Origin of the sequence: Siccibacter colletis (assembly GCF_000696575.1) — a bacterium.
Classification (GTDB): domain Bacteria; phylum Pseudomonadota; class Gammaproteobacteria; order Enterobacterales; family Enterobacteriaceae; genus Siccibacter; species Siccibacter colletis.
Window position 1 is genome coordinate 98,281 of record NZ_JMSQ01000006.1, and the last position, 24,371, is coordinate 122,651.

Below are 24,371 nucleotides of genomic sequence, written 5' to 3' on the forward strand. Positions count from 1 at the left end.
TTTAGGGAGATTTGATGGCTTATTCAGTTCAGAAGTCGCGTGTAGCAAAGGTCGCTAGCGTTTCATTAATTATGTTGCTGGCTGCCTGCAGTTCCGATTCACGCTACAAGCGTCAGGTCAGCGGAGACGAGTCCTATCTGGATGCGCAGCCGCTGGCGGAGCTTCATGCACCCGCCGGGATGATCCTGCCGGTCGAAAACGGTAACTACAACATTCCAGTGACCAACGGCAGCGGCGCTGTCGGCAAGGCGCTGGATATTCGTCCGCCTGCACAGCCGCTGGCGCTGGTGACCGGCGCACGCACCCAGTTTACCGGTGATACCGCCACGCTGCTGGTTGAAAGCGGCCGTTCTGGCTCGCTGTGGCCGCAGGTTGTCTCCGTATTGCAGGGGCAGAATTATGCCATCGACAAACGTGACGACGCCGCGCAGACCCTGACCACCGACTGGGTGCAGTGGAACCGTGCCGACGAAGACGAACAGTATCGTGGCCGCTACCAGGTTTCCGTGAAGCCGCAGGGCTATCAGCAGGCAATCGTGGTTAAGCTGTTGAATCTTGAGCAGTCCGGCAAGCCGGTTGCGGATGCCGCTTCCCTGCAGCGCTACAGCGCGCAGATGCTGAACGTTATCGCTGCGGATCTGGATAAAACCCAGGCTGCCGCTCAGGCCGCGCAGGAAAACCGTTCCGCTTCCGACCTTGATGTTCAGAGCGGTGCCGATGATGTCGGCCTGCCGGTGCTGATCGTCCGTGGTCCGTTCAATGTTGTCTGGAGCCGTCTGCCCGCAGCGCTTGAGAAAGTCGGCATGAAAGTGACCGATACGACCCGCTCACAGGGTAACATCGCCGTAACCTACAAGCCGCTGTCCGACAGCGACTGGCAGGAGCTGGGCGCGCGCGATCCGGAGCTGCCGGCGGGCGACTACAAGCTTCAGGTTGGCGACCTCGATAACCGCAGCAGCCTGCAGTTCATCGACCCGAAAGGCCATACCCTTACGCAGTCGCAGAACGACGCGCTGGTTGCCGCTTTCCAGGCCGCATTCAGCAAGTAATACCTCAGGCCGGACGCGTCCGGCCTTTTTTTATCCTGTCTACGCAAACGTGTGCGTAGGCACGTAAGCAGCATTTACGCATTAATTATCAGGCCGCGCAGCGGTCACCACACCTGGAGTAATTGAAGATGCAAAAGCAAGCTGAGTTGTATCGTGGCAAAGCGAAAACCGTATACAGCACGGAAAACCCGGATCTGTTGGTGCTCGAATTCCGCAATGATACGTCAGCAGGAGACGGTGCGCGCATTGAGCAGTTCGACCGTAAAGGGATGGTGAACAACAAGTTTAACCACTTCATCATGACGAAACTGCAGGAAGCGGGCATTCCGACCCAGCTTGAAGCGCTGCTGTCCGACACCGAATCGCTGGTGAAGAAGCTGGAGATGGTGCCGGTGGAGTGCGTGATCCGCAACCGCGCCGCCGGGTCGCTGGTGAAGCGTCTGGGTACCGAAGAGGGGATTGAGCTCAGCCCGCCGCTGTTCGATATGTTCCTGAAGAATGACGAGCTGCACGACCCGATGGTGAACGAGTCCTACTGCGAAACCTTCGGCTGGGTGAGCAAAGAGAATCTGGCGCGCATGAAGGAACTGACCTATCGCGCGAACGAGGTGCTGTTTAAGCTGTTCGACGACGCCGGGCTGATTCTGGTGGACTTCAAACTGGAGTTCGGCCTGTTCAAAGGTGAAGTGGTGCTGGGCGATGAGTTTTCCCCGGACGGCGCACGCCTGTGGGACAAACAGACCATGGATAAAATGGACAAAGACCGTTTCCGTCAGAGCCTCGGCGGCCTGATTGAAGCCTACGAGGAAGTGGCGCGTCGTCTGGGCGTAAATCTCGACTGATAATTCACTTTGCCGTATCTGAGCCGGGGCGGACTTTCCGCACCCGGCTTTTTTTCGCCTTTATTCCTTTTCGCGCAGCCAGGCCGCGACATCCGTTACCGCAATGCCATGACGGGCGTTCCACGAAGCGGCTTTGTCCCATGCCACACCATCGGGGCGGGCAAAGGCCAGTCGATAGGCTGCTGAAACATCATCGGGTGCCCTGCGCACCGCCTCGCGCAGGCTGGCGACATCAGCCACTTCAAGCGTAAACGTAGCGCGATAGTGCTGGGTCAGGACTGCGGCCAGTTCGCGCCAGCTCAGGGTATCACCGGCCACATAGACCACGTCGTTTTTGATTTCCGGCTGGTGGAAGAAGAGTGCCGCGGTGAGCATACCAATATCAGCAGGGGTCGTCAGCGTCAGGGCGTAATCCGCCTCGCCCAATGCCACCACGCGTTTTCCGGGAATATCCACCACACCAGACAGCGGCTCGAACAGGAAACTGGTAAACATGCCGGTTGAAACGATAACCCATTCAGTATGGTGCTGGGCCCGAAGCTGCTCCCGCACCGCCAGTTGCTCATCCCACACCGGCTGACCGCTTCCTTTACCGATGCGGTCATAGTCGACGCCAAACTGCCAGGGGAAATAACGCTTCACCCCGGCGAGCAGTACGGCCTGAGTGATTTTCCGCTGGGTTCCGGCACCGCCGACAAAGCCGCTGCAGTTGATAATCGCATCAAACGGGGCAAACAGCGCTGCCAGCTCGCGGTCTGACTGCGCATTAAAATCAGCGCTGAGAACCGCAACGTCATTATCCGCCAGCCACTGCAAACGGCTTTGCTGATCCGGTGATAACGCTCCTTTAATGGATGCAGGGCGCAGCAGCACCGTGAGCTGGGCTTCCCTGTGCGTGGCCCGCTGGTGGATAAACCCGTTCAGCATCGCCATGCCGAGCTCACCGGCACCAAGGATAAGAATTTTTTTTCGTGGTCGGGTAACGGTATTGTTCATACTTTTCTCCTCTTGTTAACGTCATCCTGCCGGGGCGGAATGAAGCTGACAATCAGGCACAACGATGATACCGGAACCAAAAATGACGCTGGATGATGAACAAATTAAAGCCTTTTCAGTGATTTGTGACGCCCTGAGCGATGACGACGATCGGCTGAAAAGGAAGGTGCTGAGCCATGCCGGTAACCGCTGGTCGACTGGCGTTATCTATACGCTGGGGACAAAGGGAACGCTGCGTCATGCTGAGCTGGCGCGCGCCTTACCCGGCGTGACGCAGCGGATGCTGACGCGTACTCTGCGCCAGCTTGAGCGGGATGGCCTGATTACGCGCCACGATCATCAACTAAAAACGCCGCATCCCCGCGTGGATTACACCCTCACCGGCCTCGGGAAAGAGATGTTGCTGGCCATGCTGCCGCTGTGGAACTGGATCATCAGCAACAGCGCCGCTTTCAGGGCATCGCGCGAAGCCCACGAGCAACGTCACCGCGCAGCGTGAGCGTAATTGATGCGTGCGCATGCAGTATGGGCAGGAATGAGATGGTAATCCGCGCGTTAACCACCTACGATCTATACATAAAAACAAATCGTGAAGAGGTTAATTATGCGTTGGCAAGGTCGTCGCGAAAGCGACAACGTAGAGGACAGACGTAATGCCCGCGGGCCGGCGATGGGAGGACGCGGTGTTCGCCTGCCGCGAGGGAAAGGCGGCATCGTGCTGCTGCTGGTCGTGGTGGTGGCCGGGTATTACGGCGTCGATCTCACTTCGCTGCTCACCGGCGAACAGCCGGTCTCCCAGCAGAGTACGCAGCGCTCCATCAGCCCGAACGAGGACGAGGCGGCGAAGTTTACGTCGGTGATCCTCGCGACTACCGAAGAGAGCTGGGGCCAGCAGTTTGAGAAGATGGGCCGCACCTATCAGCAGCCGAAGCTGGTGATGTATCGCGGCTCCACCCGCACCGGCTGCGGCAACGGCCAGTCCATCATGGGGCCGTTCTACTGCCCGGCAGACAGCACCGTCTACATCGATCTCTCATTCTATGACGAGATGAAGCGCAAGCTTGGTGCGGGCGGCGACTTCGCCCAGGGCTATGTGATTGCCCATGAGGTCGGTCACCACGTGCAGAAGCTGCTCGGCATCGAACCAAAAGTGCGTCAGCTGCAGCAGAATGCCAGCGAAGCGGAAGCTAACAAGCTGTCGGTGAGCATGGAGCTGCAGGCCGACTGCTTTGCGGGCGTATGGGGTAAAACCATGCAGCAGCAGGGCGTGCTGGAGTCCGGCGACCTGGAAGAGGCGCTGAACGCTGCTGAAGCCATTGGCGATGACCGCCTGCAGCAGCAGAGCCAGGGCCGGGTGGTCCCGGAGAAATTTACCCACGGCACGTCTGAACAGCGTTACACCTGGTTCAAACGCGGTTTCGACAGTGGCGACCCCGCCCAGTGCAACACCTTTGGTAATGACGTGCGTCTGTGATCCCCTCCTGCGATGACTAATTTGTCTGCCTTTACCGCCGCGCTGGCCCGAACGGGTCAGCGTCGTGTGCTGGTGCTTGAGGGTGATGATGCCTGGACAGAAATGCAGCTGGCACGTTTCTCCGCCGCGTTACCCGGCGACTGGCTAACGGTAAGTGAGCGCCCACAAGGGGAGCAGCACTGCCTGCCAGCCGCGGTTCGCACGCTGCTGGGCCGGGAGTTTACCCACGCCGTGTTTGATGCCCGGGACGGTTTTGCCGCCGACGCGCTGGCGGCGCTGGCAGGTACGCTGCGCGCCGGCAGCTGGCTGGTGCTGCTCACTCCGCCGTGGCAGCGCTGGGCCGCGCAGCCGGATAATGACAGCCGACGCTGGAGCGACAGGCCGGAACCCATTCCCACCCCGCATTTCGTCCGCCATTTTATCGCCTGTTGTCTGGAGGACGACGCCGTCCTGCACTGGCGGCAGGGTGAGCCGTTTCAGTTACCCACGCCGCCGGACGGCCCGGCGTGGTGCATGGCCTCGGGAGAACCCGAGCGCGAGCAGCAGCAGGTGCTGGATGCGTTGCTGTCCCTCCCGCGGGGCACAGCGGTAGTTACCGCTCCGCGCGGACGCGGCAAGTCGGCGCTGGCCGGGATGCTGGTGCGCCGCTGGCCGGGCGCGGTGCTGGTGACCGCACCGGCAAAAGCCGCCACGACGGTACTGGCACAGCATGCCGGAGAAGGCTTTCAGTTTATCGCCCCGGATGCGCTGGTCGCTGCCCTGCAACAGAACACGTTAACTGAATATGACTGGCTCATCATTGATGAAGCTGCCGCCATTCCTGGGCCGCTGCTGCGCAGGTTGCTGGCCGATTTCCCGCGCGTGCTGCTGGTCACCACGGTGCAGGGCTACGAAGGCACCGGGCGCGGTTTCATGCTGAAATTTTGTGCCAGCGTGCCGGGGCTGCGCACCTTCAGCCTCGAACAACCGGTACGCTGGGCGCGGAACGATGCGCTGGAGCGCTTTATCGCTGCGCTACTGCTGTTTGATGACGACGATTTTCGCCTGCGGCCTGCTGGGGAATGCCGCATCGCCCCCCTGACGCAGCGGGCGTGGCGTGATAACCCCGGTCATATCGCAGCGCTCTATCGCCTGCTTTCCGGGGCGCACTACCGCACCTCACCGCTCGACCTGCGGCGTATGATGGACGCGCCTGGGCAGCGTTTTGCTCAGGCGCTGGCGGGCGAACGTCCGGCGGGCGCGCTGTGGCTGGTAGAGGAGGGCGGTCTGAGTACCGCGCTGAGTGCCGCCGTGTGGGCTGGATTTCGCCGGCCGCGCGGCAACCTGGTCGCGCAGTCGCTGGCGGCGCACGGCGGAAGCCCCGATGCCGCAACGCTGCGCGGGCTACGCATCAGCCGTATCGCGGTGCATCCGGCGCGACAGCGGGAGGGTATCGGCGCGCAGCTGATCGCATGGGCGCAGGCGAACGCGCATCCTGATTGTGATTATCTCTCCGTCAGCTTCGGATACACCCCTGAGCTGTGGCGCTTCTGGCAGCGCTGCGGCTTTACGCTGGTGCGTTTCGGTAGCCATCGGGAAGCGAGCAGCGGATGTTATACCGCAATGGCACTCCTGCCGTTGAGCGCAGCCGGACACGCGCTGGCCGGGCATGAACACCAGCGGCTGCGCCGGGATGCCACATGGCTCCAGCCGTGGATCGACGAGGAACTGCCGGTCATTCCTTCACACCAGGCTACCCTTAATGATGAGGACTGGCGCGAGCTGGCGGGATTTGCCTTTGCGCATCGCCCGCCGGAGGCCTGCATCGGCAGCCTGAACCGGCTGCTGCTGGCCGCTGACCTGGCCTTACCCGCGCTGCGTCGCTGGTTTAGCGGGCAGCAGCAGGGCGCAGAGGGCCGAAAAGCACAGGTGAAACAGCTTCGGCAGGAGGTGGGCCTGGCGCTTGCCAGCCTCGATCCCGAGCGCGGCAAAGCGTTACAGAGCACCATCGCCGCACTGCAATTTTTTTAACTGAGTCATTCAGTTAAATGGCATGGTCATTGAGATTACCCGGCGTAGACTGTGACTCAGTACCTGAGGAGGCCGTAATGAAGCATGACCACGTAGTAGTACAAAGCCCGGACGTTCCCCCCAGACAGCTGCTGCTGCTGTTTCACGGCGTGGGCGATAACCCGGTATCCATGAGCGAAATCGGTCGCTGGTTTGCGCCGCATTTCCCGGATGCGCTGGTGGTCAGCGTCGGCGGTCCGGCACCCAGCGGGCCCGAACCTGGACGAGAGTGGTTTTCCGTGCAGGGCGTGACGGAGGAGAACCGTCAGGCGCGTATCGATGAGATTATGCCGCGCTTTGTCGAGACGGTACGCTACTGGCAGCGCCAGAGTGGATTAGCCGGTGCGGCGACGGCGCTGATCGGCTTTTCCCAGGGCGCCATCATGGCGCTGGAAAGCACGCAGGCGGAGCCTGACCTGGCGTCGCGCGTTATCGCCTTCAACGGGCGTTTCGCACGCGTGCCGGCACAGGCATCGACCGGTGTTACCGTGCACTTTATCCACGGCGGTGAAGACCGGGTAATTGAGCTGGCTCATGCCGCAGATGCTGCCGAAGCGCTGGTTCAGCTGGGTGGGGACGTGACGCTGGATATCATTGACGACCTGGGCCACGCCATTGATGAGCGCAGTATGGAGCGCGCCATTGAGCACCTGCGCTTTACCGTGCCGAAGCGCTACTTCGATGAGGCGTTAAGCGGCGGTAAGCCGAAAGATGACGATATCATTGAGCTGCTGTAGGTAGCGAAACGCACCGATAAAAAAAGCCCTCGCAGGAGGGCTTTTTTATTACGGCTTTTTCTTCGGCCAGTCGTCTTCGTCATCCCACTTATCGTTGAAATCACGATGCGGCGGCAGCTCTGGTTTGTTGGCGAGAAATTTCTTGTGATCGACGCGTTTCAAATCTTTAATCACGTTGATCAGCACCCCGACCATAAACACGATCACCAGTACCCACCAGTATTTTGCCAGCAATTCCATGCGCTTATCCTCTTTACGTGGCAGTCGTCAGGCGACGAGCTGTTCCATGATACGTTGATACATCCGGGCCAGCAGTTGCAGATCGGCGGCGTTGACGCACTCGTTGATCTTATGAATCGTCGCGTTGACCGGCCCGAGCTCCACCACCTGCGCACCCATACGCGCAATAAAACGGCCGTCTGAGGTGCCGCCAGTGGTCAACAGCTGCGGTTTAATTTCATTATAGTGCGCAACCGCGTTCACCACCGCATCCACCAGCTTGCCGCGCGAGGTCAGGAATGGCTGACCGGAAAGCCACCAGTCGAGGGTATAGCGTAACTGGTGCTTTTCCAGCAGCGCGATTACCCGGGATTTGATCATCTCGTCGGTCAGTTCCGTACTGAAGCGGAAGTTAAACTGTACGAACAGGTCGCCGGGGATGACGTTGTTGCTGCCGGTGCCCGCCTTAATATTGGCAATCTGCATGCTGGTTGCCGGGAAGAAGTCGTTGCCCTGATCCCACTCAATGGCGACCAGCTCGTTGAGCATCGGCGCAGCGCGGTGCACCGGGTTATCCGCCAGATGCGGATAGGCAACGTGACCCTGCACGCCGTGAATGGTCAGGTTGCAGGTCAGCGAGCCGCGGCGACCGTTTTTCACCACGTCGCCCACCACTTCGGTACTGGATGGCTCGCCCACCAGGCAGTAGTCGAGGCGTTCGTTGCGGGCCATCAGCGCTTCCACCACCTTTACGGTGCCGTTCTGCGCGCTGGCTTCTTCATCGGAGGTAATCAGGAAGGCGAGACGGCCTTTGTGATTCGGGTGCTGGGCCACAAAACGCTCGGCGGCAACCACCATCGCGGCCAGCGAGCCTTTCATATCCGCCGCACCGCGACCAAACAGCATGCCGTCGCGAATGGTGGGTTCAAACGGCGGGTTGATCCAGCGATCGGCATCCCCCGGCGGCACCACATCGGTATGGCCGGCAAACGCCAGCGTTTCACCCTGACCGCGCCATGCCCAGACGTTCTGCGTATCGCCGAAGTCCATCGCTTCGATGGTAAAACCAACGGCGCGCAGTCGCTCGGTGAGCAGCGCCTGGCAACCTGCATCATCGGGGCTCAGGGAAGGGCGACGAATAAGCTGTTGCGTCAGCTCAATGACCGGGCAAGACATAGCACTACACCTCGTTGAAATACTGCTGATAGTTATTTTCATTGAAACCAAGCAGCATAGGCTTACCGGGCGCACAGAGCAATGGGCGTTTGATGATTGCCGGCATCGTCAGCATCAGCGCAGCGGCGGCAGAGGCATCGGTAATGCCGTTGCGGGTTGCCTCATCCAGCTTGCGCCAGGTGGTGCCGCGGGTGTTGAGCAGCGCTTCGTAGCCCAGCTCGTCAATGAAGCTCTGTAGCAGCGCTGGCGTCAGGCCATCGGCGCGGTAGTCGTGAAAGCGGTACTCGACACCGGCGTTTTCCAGCCAGCGGCGCGCTTTTTTGATGGTGTCGCAGTTCTTGATGCCGTACATCACAACCATAAATGAATCCTTTTGATGAAAATTGCAAAAATCGTTCAGTTTTTTAGAATGCTAATCATGATAACTAAAAGTGCGCTAAATATAACCCGGAGACAGGCGGCTTATTCATGAATATAGCCCTGCTCGCGCATGGATAATAAGGACTCCGGACTCCGGACTGCTCGCTACCATTCCGGTGGTCAGCAGTGAAAACTGGTATTTTTTATAAAACTCGACCTTATCGCAAACTGAATAGATAAAGACTTTACCAAAGGGTAATAGCGTACGGCTAATTTCATTCATCAGCTGTGCACCGTAACCACGACCCTGATAATCAGGATCGATCACCACGTCGGCGAGGTAGCTGGCCCAGGTTAAATCGCTGATTGCTCTGGCCGTGGCGATAAGCCTGTCACCCTCATAGCCGTACCAGCAGAAGGTGCTGTGACGATACGCCTGGGCCAGCAGTTGCGGATCGCGGGCGTTCAGGCCGCCTCGCTCGATAAGCAGCGCCAGCGCACGCCAGTCCGGTTCCGGACAATTCTCTTTGGTCAGCAACTGCATCTTCAATACCCTCTCAGCGGCGAAAAATTAATATAAATGCTTGTTGGCTGTCACAGTCATTGCATAAAAAATAGCGGAAAATAGCCTCCAGCAACCCAGCATAGCGCGGTTGTACACTGGTTAAAATATCTTCACTTTGAAAATATATTCTCGTATAATTCTAATAAGAATACGAAGAGGTTGTTATGATTGAACACGAAATGGGGAACTGGAAAGATTTTATCGAAGCCATGCTTCGTAAATAACCTCCAGTAAGAAAAGCAAGAGCACGATGTTCTTAAATTAAAACAGTGCGATTCATCGCATGAGAATAAAGGCGGCTAATTAATAGCCGCCTTTTTTGTTCAGTTTTGCTGATGGTCGCTAAGCGGGAAGCGGCGGCGCACCAGGACAAAGAACAGCGGCACGAAGAAGATTGCCAGCACCGTTGCCGAAATCATTCCGCCCATAACCCCGGTTCCCACCGCATGCTGGCTGCCGGAGCCTGCGCCACTGCTGGTGGCCATCGGCAGCACGCCGAAGACGAACGCCAGTGAGGTCATCAGGATAGGACGCAGGCGCTGACGACAGGCCTCCAGCGTCGCCGCCAGCAACTCCTGCCCCCGGGCGTTAGCATCGTTGGCGAACTCCACAATCAGAATGGCGTTTTTCGCCGATAAGCCAATCACCGTCAGCAGCCCCACCTGGAAATAGACGTCATTCTCCAGGCCGCGCATCCAGGTTGCCAGCAGCGCGCCAATGACCCCCAGCGGCACCACCAGCATCACCGAGAACGGTACCGACCAGCTCTCATACAGCGCGGCCAGGCAGAGGAAGACCACCAGCAGCGACAGGGCGTACAGCGCCGGTGTCTGCGCGCCGGAAAGCCGTTCCTGATACGACATCGCGGTCCACTCCAGCCCGAAATTGCCCGGCAGCTGGCTGACCAGGTTTTCCATCACGTCCATCGCGGTACCGGTGCTGACGCCGGGCGCGGCTTCGCCGACAATCTGCAGCGCGGCATAGCCGTTGTAGCGTTCCAGCCGGGGCGAGCCGGTTTCCCAGTGCGAAGTGGCAAAGGCCGAGAATGGCACCATCCCGCCCTGATTATTACGCACGTACCAGCGGGTGATATCGTCCGGCAGCATGCGGTATTTCGCTGCCGCCTGCACATAGACCTTTTTCACGCGCCCGCGATCCATAAAGTCGTTCACATAGCTGGAACCCCAGGCGGTTTGCAGCGTGTCGTTGATGTCATCTATCGATACCCCAAGCGCGCGTGCTTTACGCTGGTCGATGTCAATTTGCAGCTGTGGGCTGTCATCCAGACCGTTGTGGCGCACCCGGGTCAGTGAAGCGTTGTCGCCTGCCAGTGCCAGCAGACGGTCGCGCGCCGCCATCAGCGCATCGTGCCCGGCACCGGCGTGATCCTGAAGCTCCATGTCGAAACCGGCAGAGCTGCCAAGCCCGCTGATGGCCGGCGGGCTGCTGGCAAATACCCGCGCTTCCTTGATTGAGCTGAATGCCTGAGTGGCGCGCTCAATAATGGCGAAGGAGGTGCCGGTGGTGGCGTCGCGATCGTCCCAGTCTTTCAGGCGTACAAACATCCGCGCCACGTTCTGACCATTGCCGCCAGGTCCGGAACCGATGGTGGCGAATACCGAGGTGACGTTATCTTTCTCATGGGTGAAGTAGTACTGCTCGATCTGTTGCACCACTTTCAGCGTTTGCTGCTGGGTAGCGCCGCTGGGCAGCTGTACCGAGGTGGTAAACATGCCGCGATCCTCTTGCGGCAAAAATGAGGTAGGCAGACGCAGGAACAGAAACACCATTCCGCCCAGCAGCAGGCCGTAGATAATAATCCAGCGCAGGCTGCGGTTGAGGATCTTCGCCACGCCGCGCTCGTAGCGCGCCGCGCTGCGGTTGAACAGGCGGTTGAAGGCACCGAAGAAGCCTTTCTGGCCGTGCTGCTCGCCTTTATGCAGCGGCTTGAGCAGCGTGGCGCACAGCGCCGGGGTGAGGATCATCGCCACCAGCACCGAGAGCACCATCGCAGCGACGATAGTGATGGAGAACTGGCGATAAATAGCCCCGGTGGTGCCGCCGAAGAAGGCCATTGGTACAAATACTGCTGACAGCACCAGCGCAATCCCGACCAATGCCCCCTGGATCTGGCCCATCGATTTACGCGTTGCCTCTTTGGGCGAAAGTCCCTCTTCGCTCATGATGCGCTCGACGTTTTCCACCACCACGATGGCATCATCCACCAGCAGACCGATAGCCAGCACCATCGCAAACATGGTCAGGGTATTAATGCTGTAGCCAAAAGCGTAGAGGGTGGCAAAGGTGCCGAGCAGTACCACCGGCACCGCAATGGTGGGGATCAGCGTGGCGCGGAAGTTCTGCAGGAACAGGTACATTACCAGGAATACCAGCAGCACCGCTTCAAGCAGGGTTTTTACCACATCGGTAATAGAGGCTTTAACGAACGAGGTGGTCTCATAGGCCACCTTATACTCCAGCCCGTGCGGGAAGTAGGCCGCCAGCTCATCGAGCCGCTTCAGCACCGCTTCCGCCGTCGCCATTTCGTTGGCCCCCGAGGCGAGCTTGACCCCCAGTCCGGAAGCGGCATGACCGTTATAGCGGCTGAGGTAGTCATATTTTTCCGCCCCCATCTCAACCTGAGCGACGTCGCCCAGCGTTACTTCCGAACCGTCCTGGTTGACGCGCAGCGTGATAGCGCGGAACTGTTCCGGGGTTTGCAGCAGCGACTGGGCGTTGATGGTCGCGTTCAGCGCCTGGTTATCGACCGATGGCGTACCGCCGAGCTGGCCGACCGCAATCTGGGCGTTTTGCGATGAGATGGCGTCGGTGACGTCCTGCGTAGTGAGCTGATAGCTGTTAAGTTTGTTGGGATCGAGCCAGATGCGCATTGAGTAGGGCGAGCCGTAGGCATCGATATCCCCGACGCCGCTGACGCGGCTGAGCGGATCCTGAATGTTACTCGCCACGTAGTCGGCGATATCCTGCTTATCCATGCGCCCGTCGGTGGAGACGAACGCGATGGTCAGGATGTTGGTGTCCCCGGTTTTACGTACCGTCACGCCCTGATTCTGCACCGCCTGAGGCAGCTTGCGCATCGCGGACTGCAGCTGGTTCTGCACCTGCTGCACCGCTTCATCCGGGTCGGTGCCCGCCTCAAAGCTCAGGGTCACCGTCATCTGCCCGGTGCTGCTGCTCTGAGAGGACATATACATCAGGTTATCCAGCCCGGTCATATTCTGTTCAATGACCTGGGTAACGGTATTTTCCAGCGTCTGCGCCGATGCGCCCGGATAGTTAGCGGAAATGCGTACGTTAGGCGGCGCGAGATCGGGATATTGCTCCACCGGTAGCGAAAAAATTGCCATGCTTCCGCCCAGGCACAGCAGGATCGCTAATACCCAGGCAAATATCGGGCGATCGATAAAGAAATTCGCCATTAAATAAAGACCTCTGGATAAGTCGTTTCGTTATTATTGGTAGCCGCCATCACTGTAGCCGCTAACGGATCATCAAACGTGGAGAAAATAAGGAGATAATGTAAATTATCCTGCCGCTTTCAGGCGGCGCGCCGTCATTTTAATGCAATAAATACAAGAGGTTAACAAACGCAGTGCATCACCCTCACTGCTGCAACCTTCTGTTTTCATCACGGTTTATTTTTTGTCCCGCATCATTACGTTGGTTTTCCTGGCGCCGCGCGCGTCTTTAGCCTGGCGCAAAACCGCACTGCGGCGGCGGCTCTTTACGTTTATTTAATCAGAGGCCCTGTTCAGGACATCCCGTGTCGAAGCGCGTAGAATACGCGCCGGAGCTGTGATTAATGGAGTCGCTATGCCGCTTAAAATTGACGTTATTAAAGATAAAATCCTGTCAGACAACTACTTCATCCTGCGCAACGTTACTTATGATTTGACGCGTAACGACGGGGAAGTGGTGCGCCACAAGCGCGAGGTTTACGACCGTGGCAACGGCGCGACCATTATGCTGTACAACCGTGACAAGAAAACCGTGGTGCTGACGCGTCAGTTCCGCGTCGCCACCTGGGTTAACGGCAATGAAGATGGCATGCTGATTGAAGCCTGTGCTGGCCTGCTGGATGCCGACGAACCTGAAGCCTGCGCGCGTAAAGAGGCCATTGAAGAGACCGGTTTTCAGGTCGGTGCGGTGGAGAAACTGTTTGAGCTGTATATGTCTCCTGGCGGCGTGACCGAGCTTATCCACTTCTTTATGGCGGAATATGACGACTCGCACCGGACCTGGGCGGGCGGCGGCGTAGAGGATGAGGATATCGACGTGCTGGAGATGCCCTTTACCGAGGCGCTGGAAAAAGTCGCCAGCGGCGAGATCCGCGATGGCAAAACGGTGATTCTGCTACAGCAGCTTCAGCTGCGCGGCGTGATGGCCTGACTCACACCTCTTAAGTTGCATTCGAAATAAATCTATCCGATAAATCCGATTGAGCACAGCCGGGCGGCAACCGAAGATACGCGCCAGGCTGTTTCTTCTTCCGGGGTTTTTCTGTCCATGCACTATCGCATCCTTATGCTTCTCCTGGGGCTGTTTCTGGTATCAGCGGCTCAGGCTGCACCCGCGCAGAAGCGTTTCGATGACTGGCAGGTGACCTGTAACAATCAGAACTTCTGCGTAGCGCGCAACGTTGGCGATCATAAAGGTCTGGTCATGAGCCTGACCCGCAGCGCGGGCGCGCATGTTGACGTCAGCCTGCGTATCGATCTCGGCACGCTGGACAATGCTGCCGATAAAGCGCCGCCGGTAGCCGATCGTATGTTGCTTGACGGCGAGCCGCTGCCGCTCTCCACCGGAAAATGGCAGATTACCCCGCATCACCTGCGCACGGACGATCCCGCCACCGTCAACGATTTCCTCGCCCGCATTCAGGAAGCCGGGATCATTGCGCTGCGCGGTGGCGACAGCGTGATTTCGCTGGTGGGTCTGAAGGCCGCGCTACTTTTTGTCGACGCCCAACAAAAGCGCGTTGGCAATGAAACGGCATGGATCAAGAAGGGCAACCAGCCGCCGCTTAGCGTCCCGCCCGCGCCGGCATTAAAAGCGGTGACCATTACCAACCCAACGCCTACGCCGCTCAGCGCTGAGGAGCGCAGTGCGCTGCTGGATTACGGCAGCTGGCGCATGAACAACAGCCAGTGCTCGCTGGACCCTGAACGGCGCACAGTTCGCGTATCGGCGCTCAGCGATGACAAGGCACTGATGCTTATCAGCTGCGAAGCGGGGGCGTACAACACCGTGGATTTGGCCTGGCTGGTGTCGCGCCACAAACCGTTCGCATCGCGCCAGATTCGACTGCGCCTGCCGTTCACACCGGCCAGCGGTAGCCCGGACATGGAACTGATGAATGCCAGCTTCGATGAAAAGAACAAAGAGCTGATTACCCTGGCGAAAGGGCGCGGTATTGGTGACTGTGGTTACGCAACCCGCTGGCGCTTCGACGGGCAGCGCTTCCGCCTGGTGCGCTACGCTGAAGAGCCGACCTGCGACAACTGGCTCAGCCCCGACGCCTGGCCCACGCTGTGGGTAACCAAATAGCATAAGCACCGGTTAAACACTCAGGGCGGGTAAGCCTGAGCCTGCCATGTCGATTTTCAACGGTGGGTGCGCAAGCTTACCCACCCTACGGTAGAGCGCAGTACGCCCGCCACCTCGCGTTTCCAGAGTTGACTGCTGGCATATCCAAAGCGGAGCCATAAAAAAAGGCCCATGCCTGCGCATGAGCCTTTGTTGATTGACGGTATGGGGTTATTTGCCCAGCACCTTCTTCGTTTTCTCGACTACGTTTTCTACGGTAAAGCCGAAGTACCGGAACAGCTTCTCGGCCGGAGCGGATTCGCCGTAGCCGGTCATGCCGACGATGGCACCTTTCAGACCGACATACTTGTACCAGTAGTCCGCGATGCCCGCCTCAATGGCCACGCGTACAGCGATGTCGGACGGCAGTACCGATTCGCGGTATGCTTCGTCCTGGGCATCAAACACGTCGGTGGACGGCAGCGAAACGACGCGGATGTTATGACCCTGCGCGCTCAGTTGCTCAGCGGCCAGCATGGCAATTTCCACTTCCGAGCCGGTAGCAATCAGGATCGCGTCCGGCGTGCCGTTGCTGTCCTTCAGGATGTAACCGCCGCGAGCAATGGCCTCAACCTGCTCCGGCGTACGCTCCATCTGCGCCAGGTTCTGGCGCGACAGGATCAGCGCCGTCGGGCCGTTGTGGCGCTCAATGGCTGCTTTCCATGCCACCGCGGTTTCAACCTGGTCACACGGGCGCCAGGTGCTGAAGTTTGGCGTCAGGCGCAGGCTGGCGAGCTGTTCCACCGCCTGGTGGGTCGGGCCATCTTCGCCGAGGCCAATCGAGTCATGGGTATACACCATGATCTGACGCGCTTTCATCAGGGCTGCCATACGCGCCGCGTTACGGGCGTATTCGACAAACATCAGGAAGGTTGCGGTATAGGGCACAAAGCCGCCGTGATGGGCAATACCGTTGGCAATTGCCGTCATGCCGAACTCACGCACCCCATAGTGGATGTAGTTCCCCGCCGGATCTTCCTTCAGCGAGGTTGAGCCGGACCAGATGGTGAGGTTACTCGGTGCCAGGTCGGCAGAGCCGCCCAGAAACTCCGGCAATACCGGGCCGTATTCGTTGAGCGCGTTCTGTGAGGCTTTACGCGAGGCGATTTTCGCCGGCTCGGCCTGCAGCTTGTTGATGTAGTCGCGGGTCAGCTGCTCCCAGTTCTCCGGCAGCCCGCCGCCCATACGGCGGTTGAATTCGCGTGCCAGTTCCGGGTGGGCTTGTTCGTAGGCAGCAAATTTCTCATTCCACGCTGCTTCCTGCTGCTGGCCGCGCTCACGCGCATCCCAGGCCTGATAGATCTCTTTCGGGATCTCAAACGGCGCATAGTTCCAGCCCAGCTGCTTACGGGTCAGCGCTACCTCTTCATCACCCAGCGCGGCACCGTGCGCCTCTTCCTTACCGGCTTTGTTCGGCGACCCGAAACCAATCACCGTGCGACAGATAATCAGCGATGGTTTGTCGGTGACGCTTTGAGCTTCCTGAATGGCTCGCTTCAGCGCTTCCGGGTCATGGCCGTCAATCTCATGCACGACGTGCCAGTTATAGGCTTCGAAACGCTTCGCCGTGTCATCAGTGAACCAGCCTTCGGTTTCACCATCGATGGAGATACCGTTGTGGTCATAGAAGCCAATCAGCTTGCCGAGACCCAGCGTACCCGCCAGGGAGCAGACTTCATGGGAGATGCCTTCCATCAGACAGCCGTCGCCCATGAACACGTAAGTGTGGTGATCGACGATCTCATGGCCCGGCTGGTTGAACTGCGCCGCGAGGGTTTTCTCGGCAATCGCCAGACCGACCGCATTTGCCAGCCCCTGGCCCAGCGGCCCGGTGGTGGTTTCCACGCCCGGCGTGTAGCCGATCTCCGGGTGACCCGGGGTTTTCGAGTGCAGCTGGCGGAAGTTTTTCAGCTCTTCAATCGGCAGATCGTAGCCGCTCAGGTGCAACAGGCTGTAGAGCAGCATGGAAGCGTGACCGTTTGACAGAATAAAACGGTCGCGATCGTACCAGGTCGGGTTGGTCGGGTTGTGCTTCAGAAAATCGTTCCACAGCACTTCAGCAATGTCGGCCATCCCCATTGGAGCGCCGGGGTGGCCTGATTTGGCTTTTTGTACCGCGTCCATACTGAGGGCGCGGACCGCGTTAGCAAGCGCTTGACGAGACATGTTTCTCTCCATGACAAAGGTTAAAGTTTGGCGGCCAGCAGATCTTCGAGTTTGCGCTGGTCAACAGCGAACTGGCGTATGCCATCAGCCAGTTTTTCAACCGCCATCGGATCCTGATTGTGCTCCCAGCGGAATTCCGCTTCGGTCAGCGGGGCAGGGCGGTGGAAGGTCTGACGCGGCGGGACCAGCTTGCGCACCACCTCGCCCTCTTTAGCCTGCAGCTCTTTCAGCAGATCCGGGGAGATCGTCAGACGGTCACAGCCCGCCAGCGCCAGAATCTGCTCGGTGCGGCGGAAGCTGGCACCCATCACGATGGTGTCGTAGCGGTGCTGCTTGAAGTAGTCATAGATATTGCGTACCGATTTCACGCCCGGATCTTCGTCCACCACATACGGGTCCATCGGTTTGCGCGCCTGATACCAGTCGTAGATGCGGCCAACGAACGGGGAGATCAGGTAGACGCCTGCTTCGGCACAGGCGCGGGCCTGCGCGAAGGAGAACAGCAGCGTCAGGTTGCACTTGATGCCCTCTTTCTCCAGTTCCTCGGCGGCGCGAATGCCTTCCCAGGTGGAAGCGAGCTTGATCAGGATGCGCGATTTATCAATGCCCAGCTCCTGATAGAGCTCCACGATGTGGCGTGCTTTCGCGATGCTCTTCTCTTTGTCGTAAGAAAGGCGCGCATCCACTTCGGTAGACACGCGGCCAGGGATGCTTTTCAGAATTTCCGCACCCACCAACACCGCCAGTTTGTCGCTGGCATGCGCCACCTGCTTCTCCTGGGTGCTGCCCTTGCTCTTGCCGTAGCTAATGGCATCTTCAATCAGATGCCCGAAGTGCGGCAGGCCCGCTGCCTTCAGCAGCAGAGAGGGGTTGGTGGTCGCATCTTCCGGCTGGTAGCTGCGAATCGATTCAATATCACCGCTGTCGGCGACGACCGTGGTGAACTGTTTAACGCCGTCTAACTGATTCATCGTTAATACTCCTTGTAAAGCAAATGCTTGTGGGTGCGTTTCCTGTCACGCGCCCGGGAAATTTATGAGCTGCATAACAAAAAAGCATAGCAGACAGGCATGGCATTGCTTTAAAGACCTGGTAACATACAGCACCTGAATTGCTAACATTACCCGGTGGGAATGGTAAGAGTTTGGCTGCCTTCAAAGTTTACCGGCGGCGCAGACGGCATACTGAGCGGCACTTCAGGTGTGCCAGTGACTTCACCATGACGCTCCACTTATCAGAACGAGACGAAAAAGGATCCAAAAAATGGACGATCAGTTAAAGCAAAGTGCCCTCGACTTTCATGAATTCCCGATCCCCGGCAAAATCCAGGTCTCCCCGACAAAACCGCTGGCAACCCAGCGCGATCTGGCGCTGGCGTACTCCCCGGGTGTAGCCGCCCCCTGCCTTGAAATCGCAGCCGATCCGCTGGCGGCGCATAAATATACTGCGCGCGGCAACCTGGTGGCGGTGGTCTCCAACGGCACCGCGGTACTTGGCCTCGGCAATATCGGTGCGCTGGCCGGTAAGCCGGTGATGGAAGGGAAAGGCGTACTGTTCAAGAAGTTTGCCGGCGTTGACGTGTTCGACATCGAAGTAGACGAACTGAACCCGGACAAATTTATTGATGTGGTCGCGGCGCTGGAGCCGACTTTTGGCGGCATCAACCTCGAAGACATCAAAGCGCCTGAGTGCTTCTACATCGAGAAGAAGCTGCGCGAGCGCATGAACATTCCGGTGTTCCACGACGATCAGCACGGAACCGCGATTATTAGCACCGCCGCTATCCTGAATGGTCTGCGCGTGGTGGAGAAAAATATCTCTGACGTGCGCCTGGTGGTCTCCGGCGCGGGTGCTGCCGCAATCGCCTGTATGAACCTGCTGGTGGCGCTGGGTATGCAGAAGCACAATATCGTGGTCTGCGACTCGAAAGGCGTTATTTTCAAAGGCCGCGACGAGAAGATGGACGAGACCAAAGCGGCCTACGCCATCGACGACAACGGCAAGCGCACGCTGGATGACGTGATTGACGGGGCGGATATCTTCCTCGGCTGCTCCGGTCCGAAAGTGCTGACGCCTGAGATGGTGAAGAAGATGGGCACCGCGCCGCTGATCCTCGCGCTGGCCAACCCGGAGCCGGAGATCCTGCCGCCGCTGGCGAAAGAGGTGCGTCCGGACGCCATCATCTGCACCGGGCGTTCTGATTACCCGAACCAGGTGAACAACGTGCTTTGTTTCCCGTTCATCTTCCGTGGTGCGCTGGACGTGGGCGCGACGGCCATCAATGAAGAGATGAAGCTGGCAGCGGTGCACGCGATTGCCGAGCTGGCGCTGGCTGAGCAGAGTGAAGTGGTGGCATCCGCCTATGACGATCAGGAGCTGAGCTTCGGCCCGGATTACCTGATCCCGAAACCCTTTGACCCGCGTCTGATCGTGAAAATCGCCCCGGCGGTTGCCAAAGCGGCAATGGATTCCGGCGTGGCGACGCGTCCGATTCAGGATTTCGAAGCCTACAAAGACAAGCTCACCGAGTTCGTCTACAAAACCAACCTGTTCATGAAGCCAATCTTCTCCCAGGCGCGTAAAGATCCGAAACGCGTGGTGCTGGCGGAAGGGGAAGATAACCGCGTGCTGCATGCCACTCAGGAGCTGGTGTCACTCGGGCTGGCGAAACCGATCCTGATTGGTCGTCCGAGCGTCATCGAAATGCGCATTCAGAAACTCGGGCTGCAGATCAAGCCGGGCGTGGACTTCGAGATCGTAAATAACGAATCCGATCCGCGCTTCAAAGAGTACTGGAGCGAGTACTACAACATCATGAAACGCCGCGGCGTAACGCAGGAGCAGGCGCAGCGTGCAGTGATCGGCAACACCACCGTTATCGGCGCCATCATGGTGCACCGTGGTGAAGCAGATGCGCTGATCTGCGGCACCATTGGTGACTACCATGAACATTTTGGCGTGCTGGAGCCGCTGTTCGGCTACCGTGACGGCGTGAAAACCGCCGGGGCGATGAACGCGCTGCTGCTGCCGGGCGGCAACACCTTCATTGCCGATACCTACGTCAATGAAGATCCGACCCCGGAACAGCTGGCAGAGATTGCGATTATGGCCTCAGAAACCGTGCGTCGCTTCGGTATTGAGCCGCGCGTAGCGCTGCTGTCGCACTCTAACTACGGCTCGTCCAGTTCGCCGTCCGCCCTCAAGATGCGCGAAACCCTGCGTCTGGTGCGTGAGATTGCTCCGGACCTGATGATTGACGGTGAAATGCATGGCGACGCCGCGCTGATGGAGAGCATCCGTAACGAGCGTATGCCGGACAGCCCGCTGAAAGGGTCCGCTAACATCCTCATTATGCCGAACATGGAAGCCGCGCGTATCAGCTACAACCTGCTGCGCGTTTCCAGCTCCGAAGGTGTGACCGTTGGACCGGTATTGATGGGCGTTGCGAAACCGGTACACGTGCTGACGCCAATCGCCTCGGTGCGCCGTATCGTTAACATGGTGGCGCTGGCGGTGGTAGAAGCTCAGACCAACCCGCTGTAATCGCAGGCGCTGCATCAGCAGCGTTTTGCCGACGGGAGAGACGTTGAGAGACGCTCTCCCGTTTTTTATTTTATTCCGGAAATCGGCGTTTATTATTTAATAAAAATATGCTTTCCAATTCTTAATTTATCGCGTGAATATTTAAGGGCTGGTCGTTAATTGTTATTTTATATGTTCTATTAGTTCAGTCGGGCGGAAATAATATTTAGCATCCTGGGGCTCGACCCGGCAGAAATAACGCGCTATCTTCTCAGGGCTGTGATGCCATGCTTCAGCTGGCGTCAGCGCTATATCCTGTATGACAAAGCCTGCTGGCTCTCTGTTTCGCTAATACCGCTGGTATATTAATCTCATGAATAATGTGCGGGCGTGCATCAGGTAAATTCTCGCTGCGAACGCTCAGCTTTTAAGGCTGTTTGAGTGAAACGCAGTTATTGCAGCTATCAATAACTACGGAAGGTACGCGTAATGATCAATGTAATTATTCAGGACGTGGATAATTTTTTTAAACGCGGTCTCATTGAGGCGCTTCATCAGGCTTTCGAAGCGAAGTATCAGCGTTCATTGACCTTCTATGAAGAGATGACCGAAGAGACTATTGGCTATATGGATATTATTATCCTTGAGGTGCGCCCGGGCGATAACGTGCAGTGCTACCCGCTGCTGCAGTACCGCAAAAAACGCAGCGTTATTGTCGGTTTCTACGAAGGCGACGCGCCGCTGCTTCAGCCGCGTGCGCCGCTGTGCCTGAAGAACATGGTCTATCTCAATAAGCGCAGCCCGATGACGAAAATACGCAACGATGTGCTGTTTGCCTGGAATGAGCACATTACCGGAAACTGTGAATGGGTGATGCCCAACTGTAAAACCTGTAGTCACGTTATGCTGTCGCGCCAGCAGCAAAAAATCGCCCATTTCACTATTAAGGGTTTTAATAACCGGCAGATCGCCGGGCTGATGAATATCAATGCTAAAACCGTCAGCGCCCATAAGCACTGTATTATGGAAAAATTTAATATCGATAATAATGCGGAGCTGGTGCAGTTTTTACGCCGCCGTATCGCTGTACGTCCGGATGATAATCTGGAAGGAACCTGTTAATCGTTACGTTAAATATCAGGGCCTCGTGAGCCCTGATACCCTTTATATCCACGCTTTAACTTTCAGAAATTCGCTCAGCGCCGCTTCGGGGCTGTTGTTTTCCGGTTGATAATTATATTCCCAGCGCACCAGCGGCGGCATCGACATTAAAATAGACTCGGTGCGTCCGCCGGTTTGCAGGCCAAACAGCGTGCCGCGATCCCAGACCAGATTAAACTCCACATAGCGGCCACGGCGATAAAGCTGGAATGCGCGCTCGCGTTCACCCCAGGGCATCGCTTTGCGGCGCTCAACCACCGGCAGGTAAGCCGCGGTAAAGCCGTTGCCCACCGCCTGCATAAAGTTAAAGCAGTGCTCGAAGTCGGGAGCGTTGAGATCGTCGAAGAACAGGCCACCGATCCCGCGCTGCTCGTCGCGGTGTTTAAGATAAAAGTAGTCATCACACCACTTTTTGTAGCGCGGATAGACATCTTCCCCAAATGGCAGGCAGAGGTCGCGCGCGGTACGGTGCCAGTGCACCGCATCCTCTTCAAAACCGTAGAAGGGGGTCATATCGAACCCGCCGCCAAACCACCAGACCGGTTCGGCACCCGGCTTTTCAGCAATGAAAAAGCGCACGTTGGCGTGGCTGGTAGGGATGTACGGGTTACGCGGATGGATCACCAGTGACACGCCCATCGCCTCAAAGCTGCGACCGGCCAGCTCAGGACGGTGCGCGGTGGCGGAAGCGGGCATCGCATCGCCGTAGACGTGCGAAAAATTGACGCCTGCCTGTTCAAAGATTGCGCCGTCACGCAGTACCCGGCTGCGTCCGCCGCCGCCAGCTTCGCGCTGCCACGCGTCTTCGGTGAATGCCGAACCATCGACAGCGCTGAGCTGCCGACAGATGTCGTCCTGTAACGCAAGCAGGAAAGATTTAACGCGTTGGCTGTCAGGCTTCATAAATTAGCTACGTTTTGCATGGGCTTTCTGGTTATCAAACCAGTTGAAATAACTTACTACGCCGTCGGCAATGGCGCGGGCAATCTTCTGTCGAAAAGCCGTGGTGCCGAGCAGGCGCTCCTCTTCCGGGTTGGTAATGAAGGAGGTTTCCACCAGCACCGAAGGAATGGACGGCGATTTTAGCACGACAAACGCAGCCTGTTCGGTTGCTTTACTGTGCAGGCGGTGCACCGGCTTAATCTGACGCAGAATGTGTGAGCCGAGCGTCAGGCTGTTTTTAATGGTATCGGTCTGCACCAGGTCGAACAGCACCTGCTGCAGTAAATGATCTTTATCCTTCGCCGCCTTACCGGCCAGCTCATCGGCGGCGTTCTCGCGCTCAGAAAGATACTTCGCCATCGCGCTACTCGCACCGCGGTTAGAGAGGGCGAATACCGATGCGCCTGCCGCCGACGGGTTGGTGAAGCCGTCAGCGTGAATCGACATGAACAGGTCGGCACCGTGCTGATGGGCAATTTCCACGCGGTCGTAGAGGGGTATAAAGTGATCGCCGCTCCGGGTCAGCTTTGCTTCAATGCCGTGGCTGCGCAGCAGGGCGCGCACGTTTTTAGCGATCGCCAGCACCACGTGCTTTTCCTTCGACCCGTTATGGCCGATGGCACCGGTATCAATGCCGCCGTGGCCCGGGTCGAGCATTACAATGCGTTTTGCGCCCGGTTTTTTGGCTTTCGGTTTACTGTGCCCGGTGCTGGTATTCAGCGCCTTGCTCTCTTCCCGGGCCAGGGCTTTACTCATACCGGACAGCGTAAGCGCCGCAAGGCCCGTCAGCAGCAGCTGGCGGCGTGAGGTGGTTATTTTCAGGGATTTAATCGTGCTCATGCGGCCTGAGTTGCAAAATGGATGGTCAGTAAATGGAATATCGTATCGTAGCAGCGGAACGACAGCCTTGAAGCAGAAAAGTTTTAGTTTTCGTTTCAGGGCATTCATCGGCACGCTGAGGACATTCTTCAGTGTTGCTCAGGGATAATATTGGTTATTACCGCGCTTCGGTCCATAATCGGGGTTTAGCGATTAAAAAAGTGGGGATTACCATGGAGATACGCGTTTTTCGCCAGGAAGATTCAGAAGAAGTTATCACCCTGTGGGAGCGGTGCGATCTGTTGCGTCCATGGAACGATCCGGAGCTGGACATTGAACGCAAGCTCAACCACGACGTCAGTCTGTTTCTGGTCGCGGAAGTGGGCGGCGAGATCGTCGGGACCGTAATGGGCGGCTATGACGGCCACCGCGGCTCGGCCTACTACCTGGGCGTACACCCTGAATTTCGCGGGCGTGGCATTGCCAATGCGCTGCTGAGCCGGCTGGAGAAAAAACTTATCGCCCGCGGCTGCCCGAAGATCAACATCCAGGTGCGCGAGGACAACGATATCGTGATTGGCCTGTATGAGCGGCTGGGTTACGAGCAGGAAGACGTGCTGGTGTTGGGGAAACGCGTGATTGAGGATGACGAATACTAGGCGGGTCCGGGCATCAGGCCCGCCGGGT

Annotated in this window: 22 protein-coding genes; 12 read left to right on the forward strand and 10 right to left on the reverse strand. The window is 58.0% G+C overall.

The window, feature by feature from the left end:
- Positions 1-14 precede the first annotated feature (14 nt).
- The gene (bamC, locus tag ET34_RS0106140) at positions 15-1,049 is read left to right on the forward strand and encodes an outer membrane protein assembly factor BamC (RefSeq protein ID WP_031520383.1); all 1,035 of its coding nucleotides are present in this window, start codon (positions 15-17) and stop codon (positions 1,047-1,049) included.
- Between the two features lie 128 nt (positions 1,050-1,177).
- Complete coding sequence (purC, locus tag ET34_RS0106145) at positions 1,178-1,891, forward strand: phosphoribosylaminoimidazolesuccinocarboxamide synthase (RefSeq protein WP_031520385.1); 714 nt, start codon at positions 1,178-1,180, stop codon at positions 1,889-1,891.
- A gap of 60 nt (positions 1,892-1,951) precedes the next feature.
- On the opposite strand, the gene ET34_RS0106150 is transcribed toward purC, so the two are convergent.
- Positions 1,952-2,887, reverse strand: coding sequence for an aromatic alcohol reductase (locus ET34_RS0106150; RefSeq protein ID WP_031520387.1), 936 nt, complete (start codon positions 2,885-2,887; stop codon positions 1,952-1,954).
- 82 nt (positions 2,888-2,969) lie between these two features.
- Between ET34_RS0106150 and ET34_RS0106155 the strand changes: the two genes are divergently transcribed.
- From ET34_RS0106155 to ypfH, 4 genes are all read left to right on the forward strand, one after another.
- On the forward strand, positions 2,970-3,386 hold the full coding sequence (locus ET34_RS0106155; RefSeq protein ID WP_031520389.1) for a winged helix-turn-helix transcriptional regulator: 417 nt from the start codon (positions 2,970-2,972) through the stop codon (positions 3,384-3,386).
- A gap of 105 nt (positions 3,387-3,491) precedes the next feature.
- On the forward strand, positions 3,492-4,361 hold the full coding sequence (gene ypfJ, locus ET34_RS0106160; protein WP_031520391.1) for a KPN_02809 family neutral zinc metallopeptidase: 870 nt from the start codon (positions 3,492-3,494) through the stop codon (positions 4,359-4,361).
- 12 nt (positions 4,362-4,373) lie between these two features.
- The gene (locus ET34_RS0106165) at positions 4,374-6,371 is read left to right on the forward strand and encodes a tRNA(Met) cytidine acetyltransferase TmcA (RefSeq protein ID WP_031520393.1); all 1,998 of its coding nucleotides are present in this window, start codon (positions 4,374-4,376) and stop codon (positions 6,369-6,371) included.
- Positions 6,372-6,448: 77 nt separating this feature from the next.
- Positions 6,449-7,147: an esterase gene (ypfH, locus tag ET34_RS0106170; protein ID WP_031520395.1), complete on the forward strand. Its 699-nt coding sequence runs from the start codon at positions 6,449-6,451 to the stop codon at positions 7,145-7,147.
- A 48-nt stretch (positions 7,148-7,195) separates the two neighbouring features.
- On the opposite strand, the gene ET34_RS0106175 is transcribed toward ypfH, so the two are convergent.
- The 4 genes from ET34_RS0106175 to ET34_RS20870 all read right to left on the reverse strand — a co-directional run bounded on the left by ET34_RS0106175 (position 7,196) and on the right by ET34_RS20870 (position 9,446).
- Entirely contained in the window at positions 7,196-7,387 is a 192-nt protein-coding gene (locus tag ET34_RS0106175; protein WP_031520397.1) for a YpfN family protein, read from the reverse strand.
- A gap of 27 nt (positions 7,388-7,414) precedes the next feature.
- Complete coding sequence (gene dapE, locus ET34_RS0106180; RefSeq protein ID WP_031520398.1) at positions 7,415-8,542, reverse strand: succinyl-diaminopimelate desuccinylase; 1,128 nt, start codon at positions 8,540-8,542, stop codon at positions 7,415-7,417.
- 4 nt (positions 8,543-8,546) lie between these two features.
- A complete protein-coding gene (locus ET34_RS0106185) occupies positions 8,547-8,903 on the reverse strand; it encodes an ArsC family reductase (protein WP_031520400.1) in 357 nt (118 codons plus the stop codon).
- Between the two features lie 105 nt (positions 8,904-9,008).
- Positions 9,009-9,446, reverse strand: a complete 438-nt coding sequence (locus ET34_RS20870; protein ID WP_413783765.1) for a GNAT family N-acetyltransferase — start codon at positions 9,444-9,446, stop codon at positions 9,009-9,011.
- Between the two features lie 185 nt (positions 9,447-9,631).
- Here ET34_RS20870 and ypfM point away from each other — a divergent pair, with 185 nt between their 5' ends.
- The gene (gene ypfM / locus ET34_RS22465) at positions 9,632-9,691 is read left to right on the forward strand and encodes a protein YpfM (RefSeq protein WP_106877467.1); all 60 of its coding nucleotides are present in this window, start codon (positions 9,632-9,634) and stop codon (positions 9,689-9,691) included.
- A gap of 99 nt (positions 9,692-9,790) precedes the next feature.
- Here the strand turns inward: ypfM and acrD are convergent, their stop codons facing one another.
- The gene (gene acrD / locus ET34_RS0106195; RefSeq protein ID WP_031520402.1) at positions 9,791-12,907 is read right to left on the reverse strand and encodes a multidrug efflux RND transporter permease AcrD; all 3,117 of its coding nucleotides are present in this window, start codon (positions 12,905-12,907) and stop codon (positions 9,791-9,793) included.
- Positions 12,908-13,301: 394 nt separating this feature from the next.
- Between acrD and nudK the strand changes: the two genes are divergently transcribed.
- Positions 13,302-13,877 carry a GDP-mannose pyrophosphatase NudK gene (gene nudK / locus ET34_RS0106200; protein ID WP_031520404.1) on the forward strand — a complete coding sequence of 192 codons (576 nt, stop codon included), beginning with the start codon at positions 13,302-13,304 and terminating at the stop codon, positions 13,875-13,877.
- Between the two features lie 117 nt (positions 13,878-13,994).
- Positions 13,995-15,035, forward strand: coding sequence for a DUF1176 domain-containing protein (locus ET34_RS0106205; RefSeq protein ID WP_031520406.1), 1,041 nt, complete (start codon positions 13,995-13,997; stop codon positions 15,033-15,035).
- A 210-nt stretch (positions 15,036-15,245) separates the two neighbouring features.
- Here the strand turns inward: ET34_RS0106205 and tkt are convergent, their stop codons facing one another.
- Positions 15,246-17,240 carry a transketolase gene (tkt, locus tag ET34_RS0106210; RefSeq protein ID WP_031520408.1) on the reverse strand — a complete coding sequence of 665 codons (1,995 nt, stop codon included), beginning with the start codon at positions 17,238-17,240 and terminating at the stop codon, positions 15,246-15,248.
- Between the two features lie 20 nt (positions 17,241-17,260).
- Entirely contained in the window at positions 17,261-18,211 is a 951-nt protein-coding gene (tal, locus tag ET34_RS0106215; RefSeq protein ID WP_031520410.1) for a transaldolase, read from the reverse strand.
- Positions 18,212-18,503: 292 nt separating this feature from the next.
- Between tal and maeB the strand changes: the two genes are divergently transcribed.
- Both maeB and ET34_RS0106225 read left to right on the forward strand, forming a co-directional pair.
- A complete protein-coding gene (gene maeB, locus ET34_RS0106220; protein ID WP_031520412.1) occupies positions 18,504-20,783 on the forward strand; it encodes an NADP-dependent oxaloacetate-decarboxylating malate dehydrogenase in 2,280 nt (759 codons plus the stop codon).
- A 468-nt stretch (positions 20,784-21,251) separates the two neighbouring features.
- Positions 21,252-21,884 (forward strand): LuxR C-terminal-related transcriptional regulator, encoded by a 633-nt coding sequence (locus ET34_RS0106225; RefSeq protein ID WP_031520414.1) that lies wholly within the window; start codon positions 21,252-21,254, stop codon positions 21,882-21,884.
- A 42-nt stretch (positions 21,885-21,926) separates the two neighbouring features.
- Here ET34_RS0106225 and hemF read toward each other — a convergent pair whose 3' ends face one another.
- Positions 21,927-22,826, reverse strand: coding sequence for an oxygen-dependent coproporphyrinogen oxidase (hemF, locus tag ET34_RS0106230; protein WP_031520416.1), 900 nt, complete (start codon positions 22,824-22,826; stop codon positions 21,927-21,929).
- Between the two features lie 3 nt (positions 22,827-22,829).
- On the reverse strand, positions 22,830-23,705 hold the full coding sequence (gene amiA, locus ET34_RS0106235) for an N-acetylmuramoyl-L-alanine amidase AmiA (protein WP_031520418.1): 876 nt from the start codon (positions 23,703-23,705) through the stop codon (positions 22,830-22,832).
- Between the two features lie 212 nt (positions 23,706-23,917).
- Here amiA and ET34_RS0106240 point away from each other — a divergent pair, with 212 nt between their 5' ends.
- Positions 23,918-24,343: a GNAT family acetyltransferase gene (locus tag ET34_RS0106240; protein ID WP_031520420.1), complete on the forward strand. Its 426-nt coding sequence runs from the start codon at positions 23,918-23,920 to the stop codon at positions 24,341-24,343.
- Positions 24,344-24,371: the final 28 nt, after the last annotated feature.

What these genes read in the sequence shown, in the direction of transcription:
- ET34_RS0106225 (WP_031520414.1), top strand. Translation starts at nt 21,252, where the DNA reads ATGATCAATGTAATTATTCAGGACGTGGATAATTTTTTTAAACGCGGT.
- amiA (WP_031520418.1), bottom strand. Translation starts at nt 23,705, where the DNA reads ATGAGCACGATTAAATCCCTGAAAATAACCACCTCACGCCGCCAGCTG.
- ET34_RS0106165 (WP_031520393.1), top strand. Translation starts at nt 4,374, where the DNA reads ATGACTAATTTGTCTGCCTTTACCGCCGCGCTGGCCCGAACGGGTCAG.
- purC (WP_031520385.1), top strand. Translation starts at nt 1,178, where the DNA reads ATGCAAAAGCAAGCTGAGTTGTATCGTGGCAAAGCGAAAACCGTATAC.
- ET34_RS20870 (WP_413783765.1), bottom strand. Translation starts at nt 9,446, where the DNA reads ATGCAGTTGCTGACCAAAGAGAATTGTCCGGAACCGGACTGGCGTGCG.
- ET34_RS0106150 (WP_031520387.1), bottom strand. Translation starts at nt 2,887, where the DNA reads ATGAACAATACCGTTACCCGACCACGAAAAAAAATTCTTATCCTTGGT.
- tkt (WP_031520408.1), bottom strand. Translation starts at nt 17,240, where the DNA reads ATGTCTCGTCAAGCGCTTGCTAACGCGGTCCGCGCCCTCAGTATGGAC.
- tal (WP_031520410.1), bottom strand. Translation starts at nt 18,211, where the DNA reads ATGAATCAGTTAGACGGCGTTAAACAGTTCACCACGGTCGTCGCCGAC.
- ET34_RS0106205 (WP_031520406.1), top strand. Translation starts at nt 13,995, where the DNA reads ATGCACTATCGCATCCTTATGCTTCTCCTGGGGCTGTTTCTGGTATCA.
- maeB (WP_031520412.1), top strand. Translation starts at nt 18,504, where the DNA reads ATGGACGATCAGTTAAAGCAAAGTGCCCTCGACTTTCATGAATTCCCG.
- hemF (WP_031520416.1), bottom strand. Translation starts at nt 22,826, where the DNA reads ATGAAGCCTGACAGCCAACGCGTTAAATCTTTCCTGCTTGCGTTACAG.
- dapE (WP_031520398.1), bottom strand. Translation starts at nt 8,542, where the DNA reads ATGTCTTGCCCGGTCATTGAGCTGACGCAACAGCTTATTCGTCGCCCT.
- ET34_RS0106175 (WP_031520397.1), bottom strand. Translation starts at nt 7,387, where the DNA reads ATGGAATTGCTGGCAAAATACTGGTGGGTACTGGTGATCGTGTTTATG.
- ypfH (WP_031520395.1), top strand. Translation starts at nt 6,449, where the DNA reads ATGAAGCATGACCACGTAGTAGTACAAAGCCCGGACGTTCCCCCCAGA.
- ET34_RS0106185 (WP_031520400.1), bottom strand. Translation starts at nt 8,903, where the DNA reads ATGGTTGTGATGTACGGCATCAAGAACTGCGACACCATCAAAAAAGCG.
- ET34_RS0106155 (WP_031520389.1), top strand. Translation starts at nt 2,970, where the DNA reads ATGACGCTGGATGATGAACAAATTAAAGCCTTTTCAGTGATTTGTGAC.
- bamC (WP_031520383.1), top strand. Translation starts at nt 15, where the DNA reads ATGGCTTATTCAGTTCAGAAGTCGCGTGTAGCAAAGGTCGCTAGCGTT.
- acrD (WP_031520402.1), bottom strand. Translation starts at nt 12,907, where the DNA reads ATGGCGAATTTCTTTATCGATCGCCCGATATTTGCCTGGGTATTAGCG.
- ET34_RS0106240 (WP_031520420.1), top strand. Translation starts at nt 23,918, where the DNA reads ATGGAGATACGCGTTTTTCGCCAGGAAGATTCAGAAGAAGTTATCACC.
- nudK (WP_031520404.1), top strand. Translation starts at nt 13,302, where the DNA reads ATGCCGCTTAAAATTGACGTTATTAAAGATAAAATCCTGTCAGACAAC.
- ypfJ (WP_031520391.1), top strand. Translation starts at nt 3,492, where the DNA reads ATGCGTTGGCAAGGTCGTCGCGAAAGCGACAACGTAGAGGACAGACGT.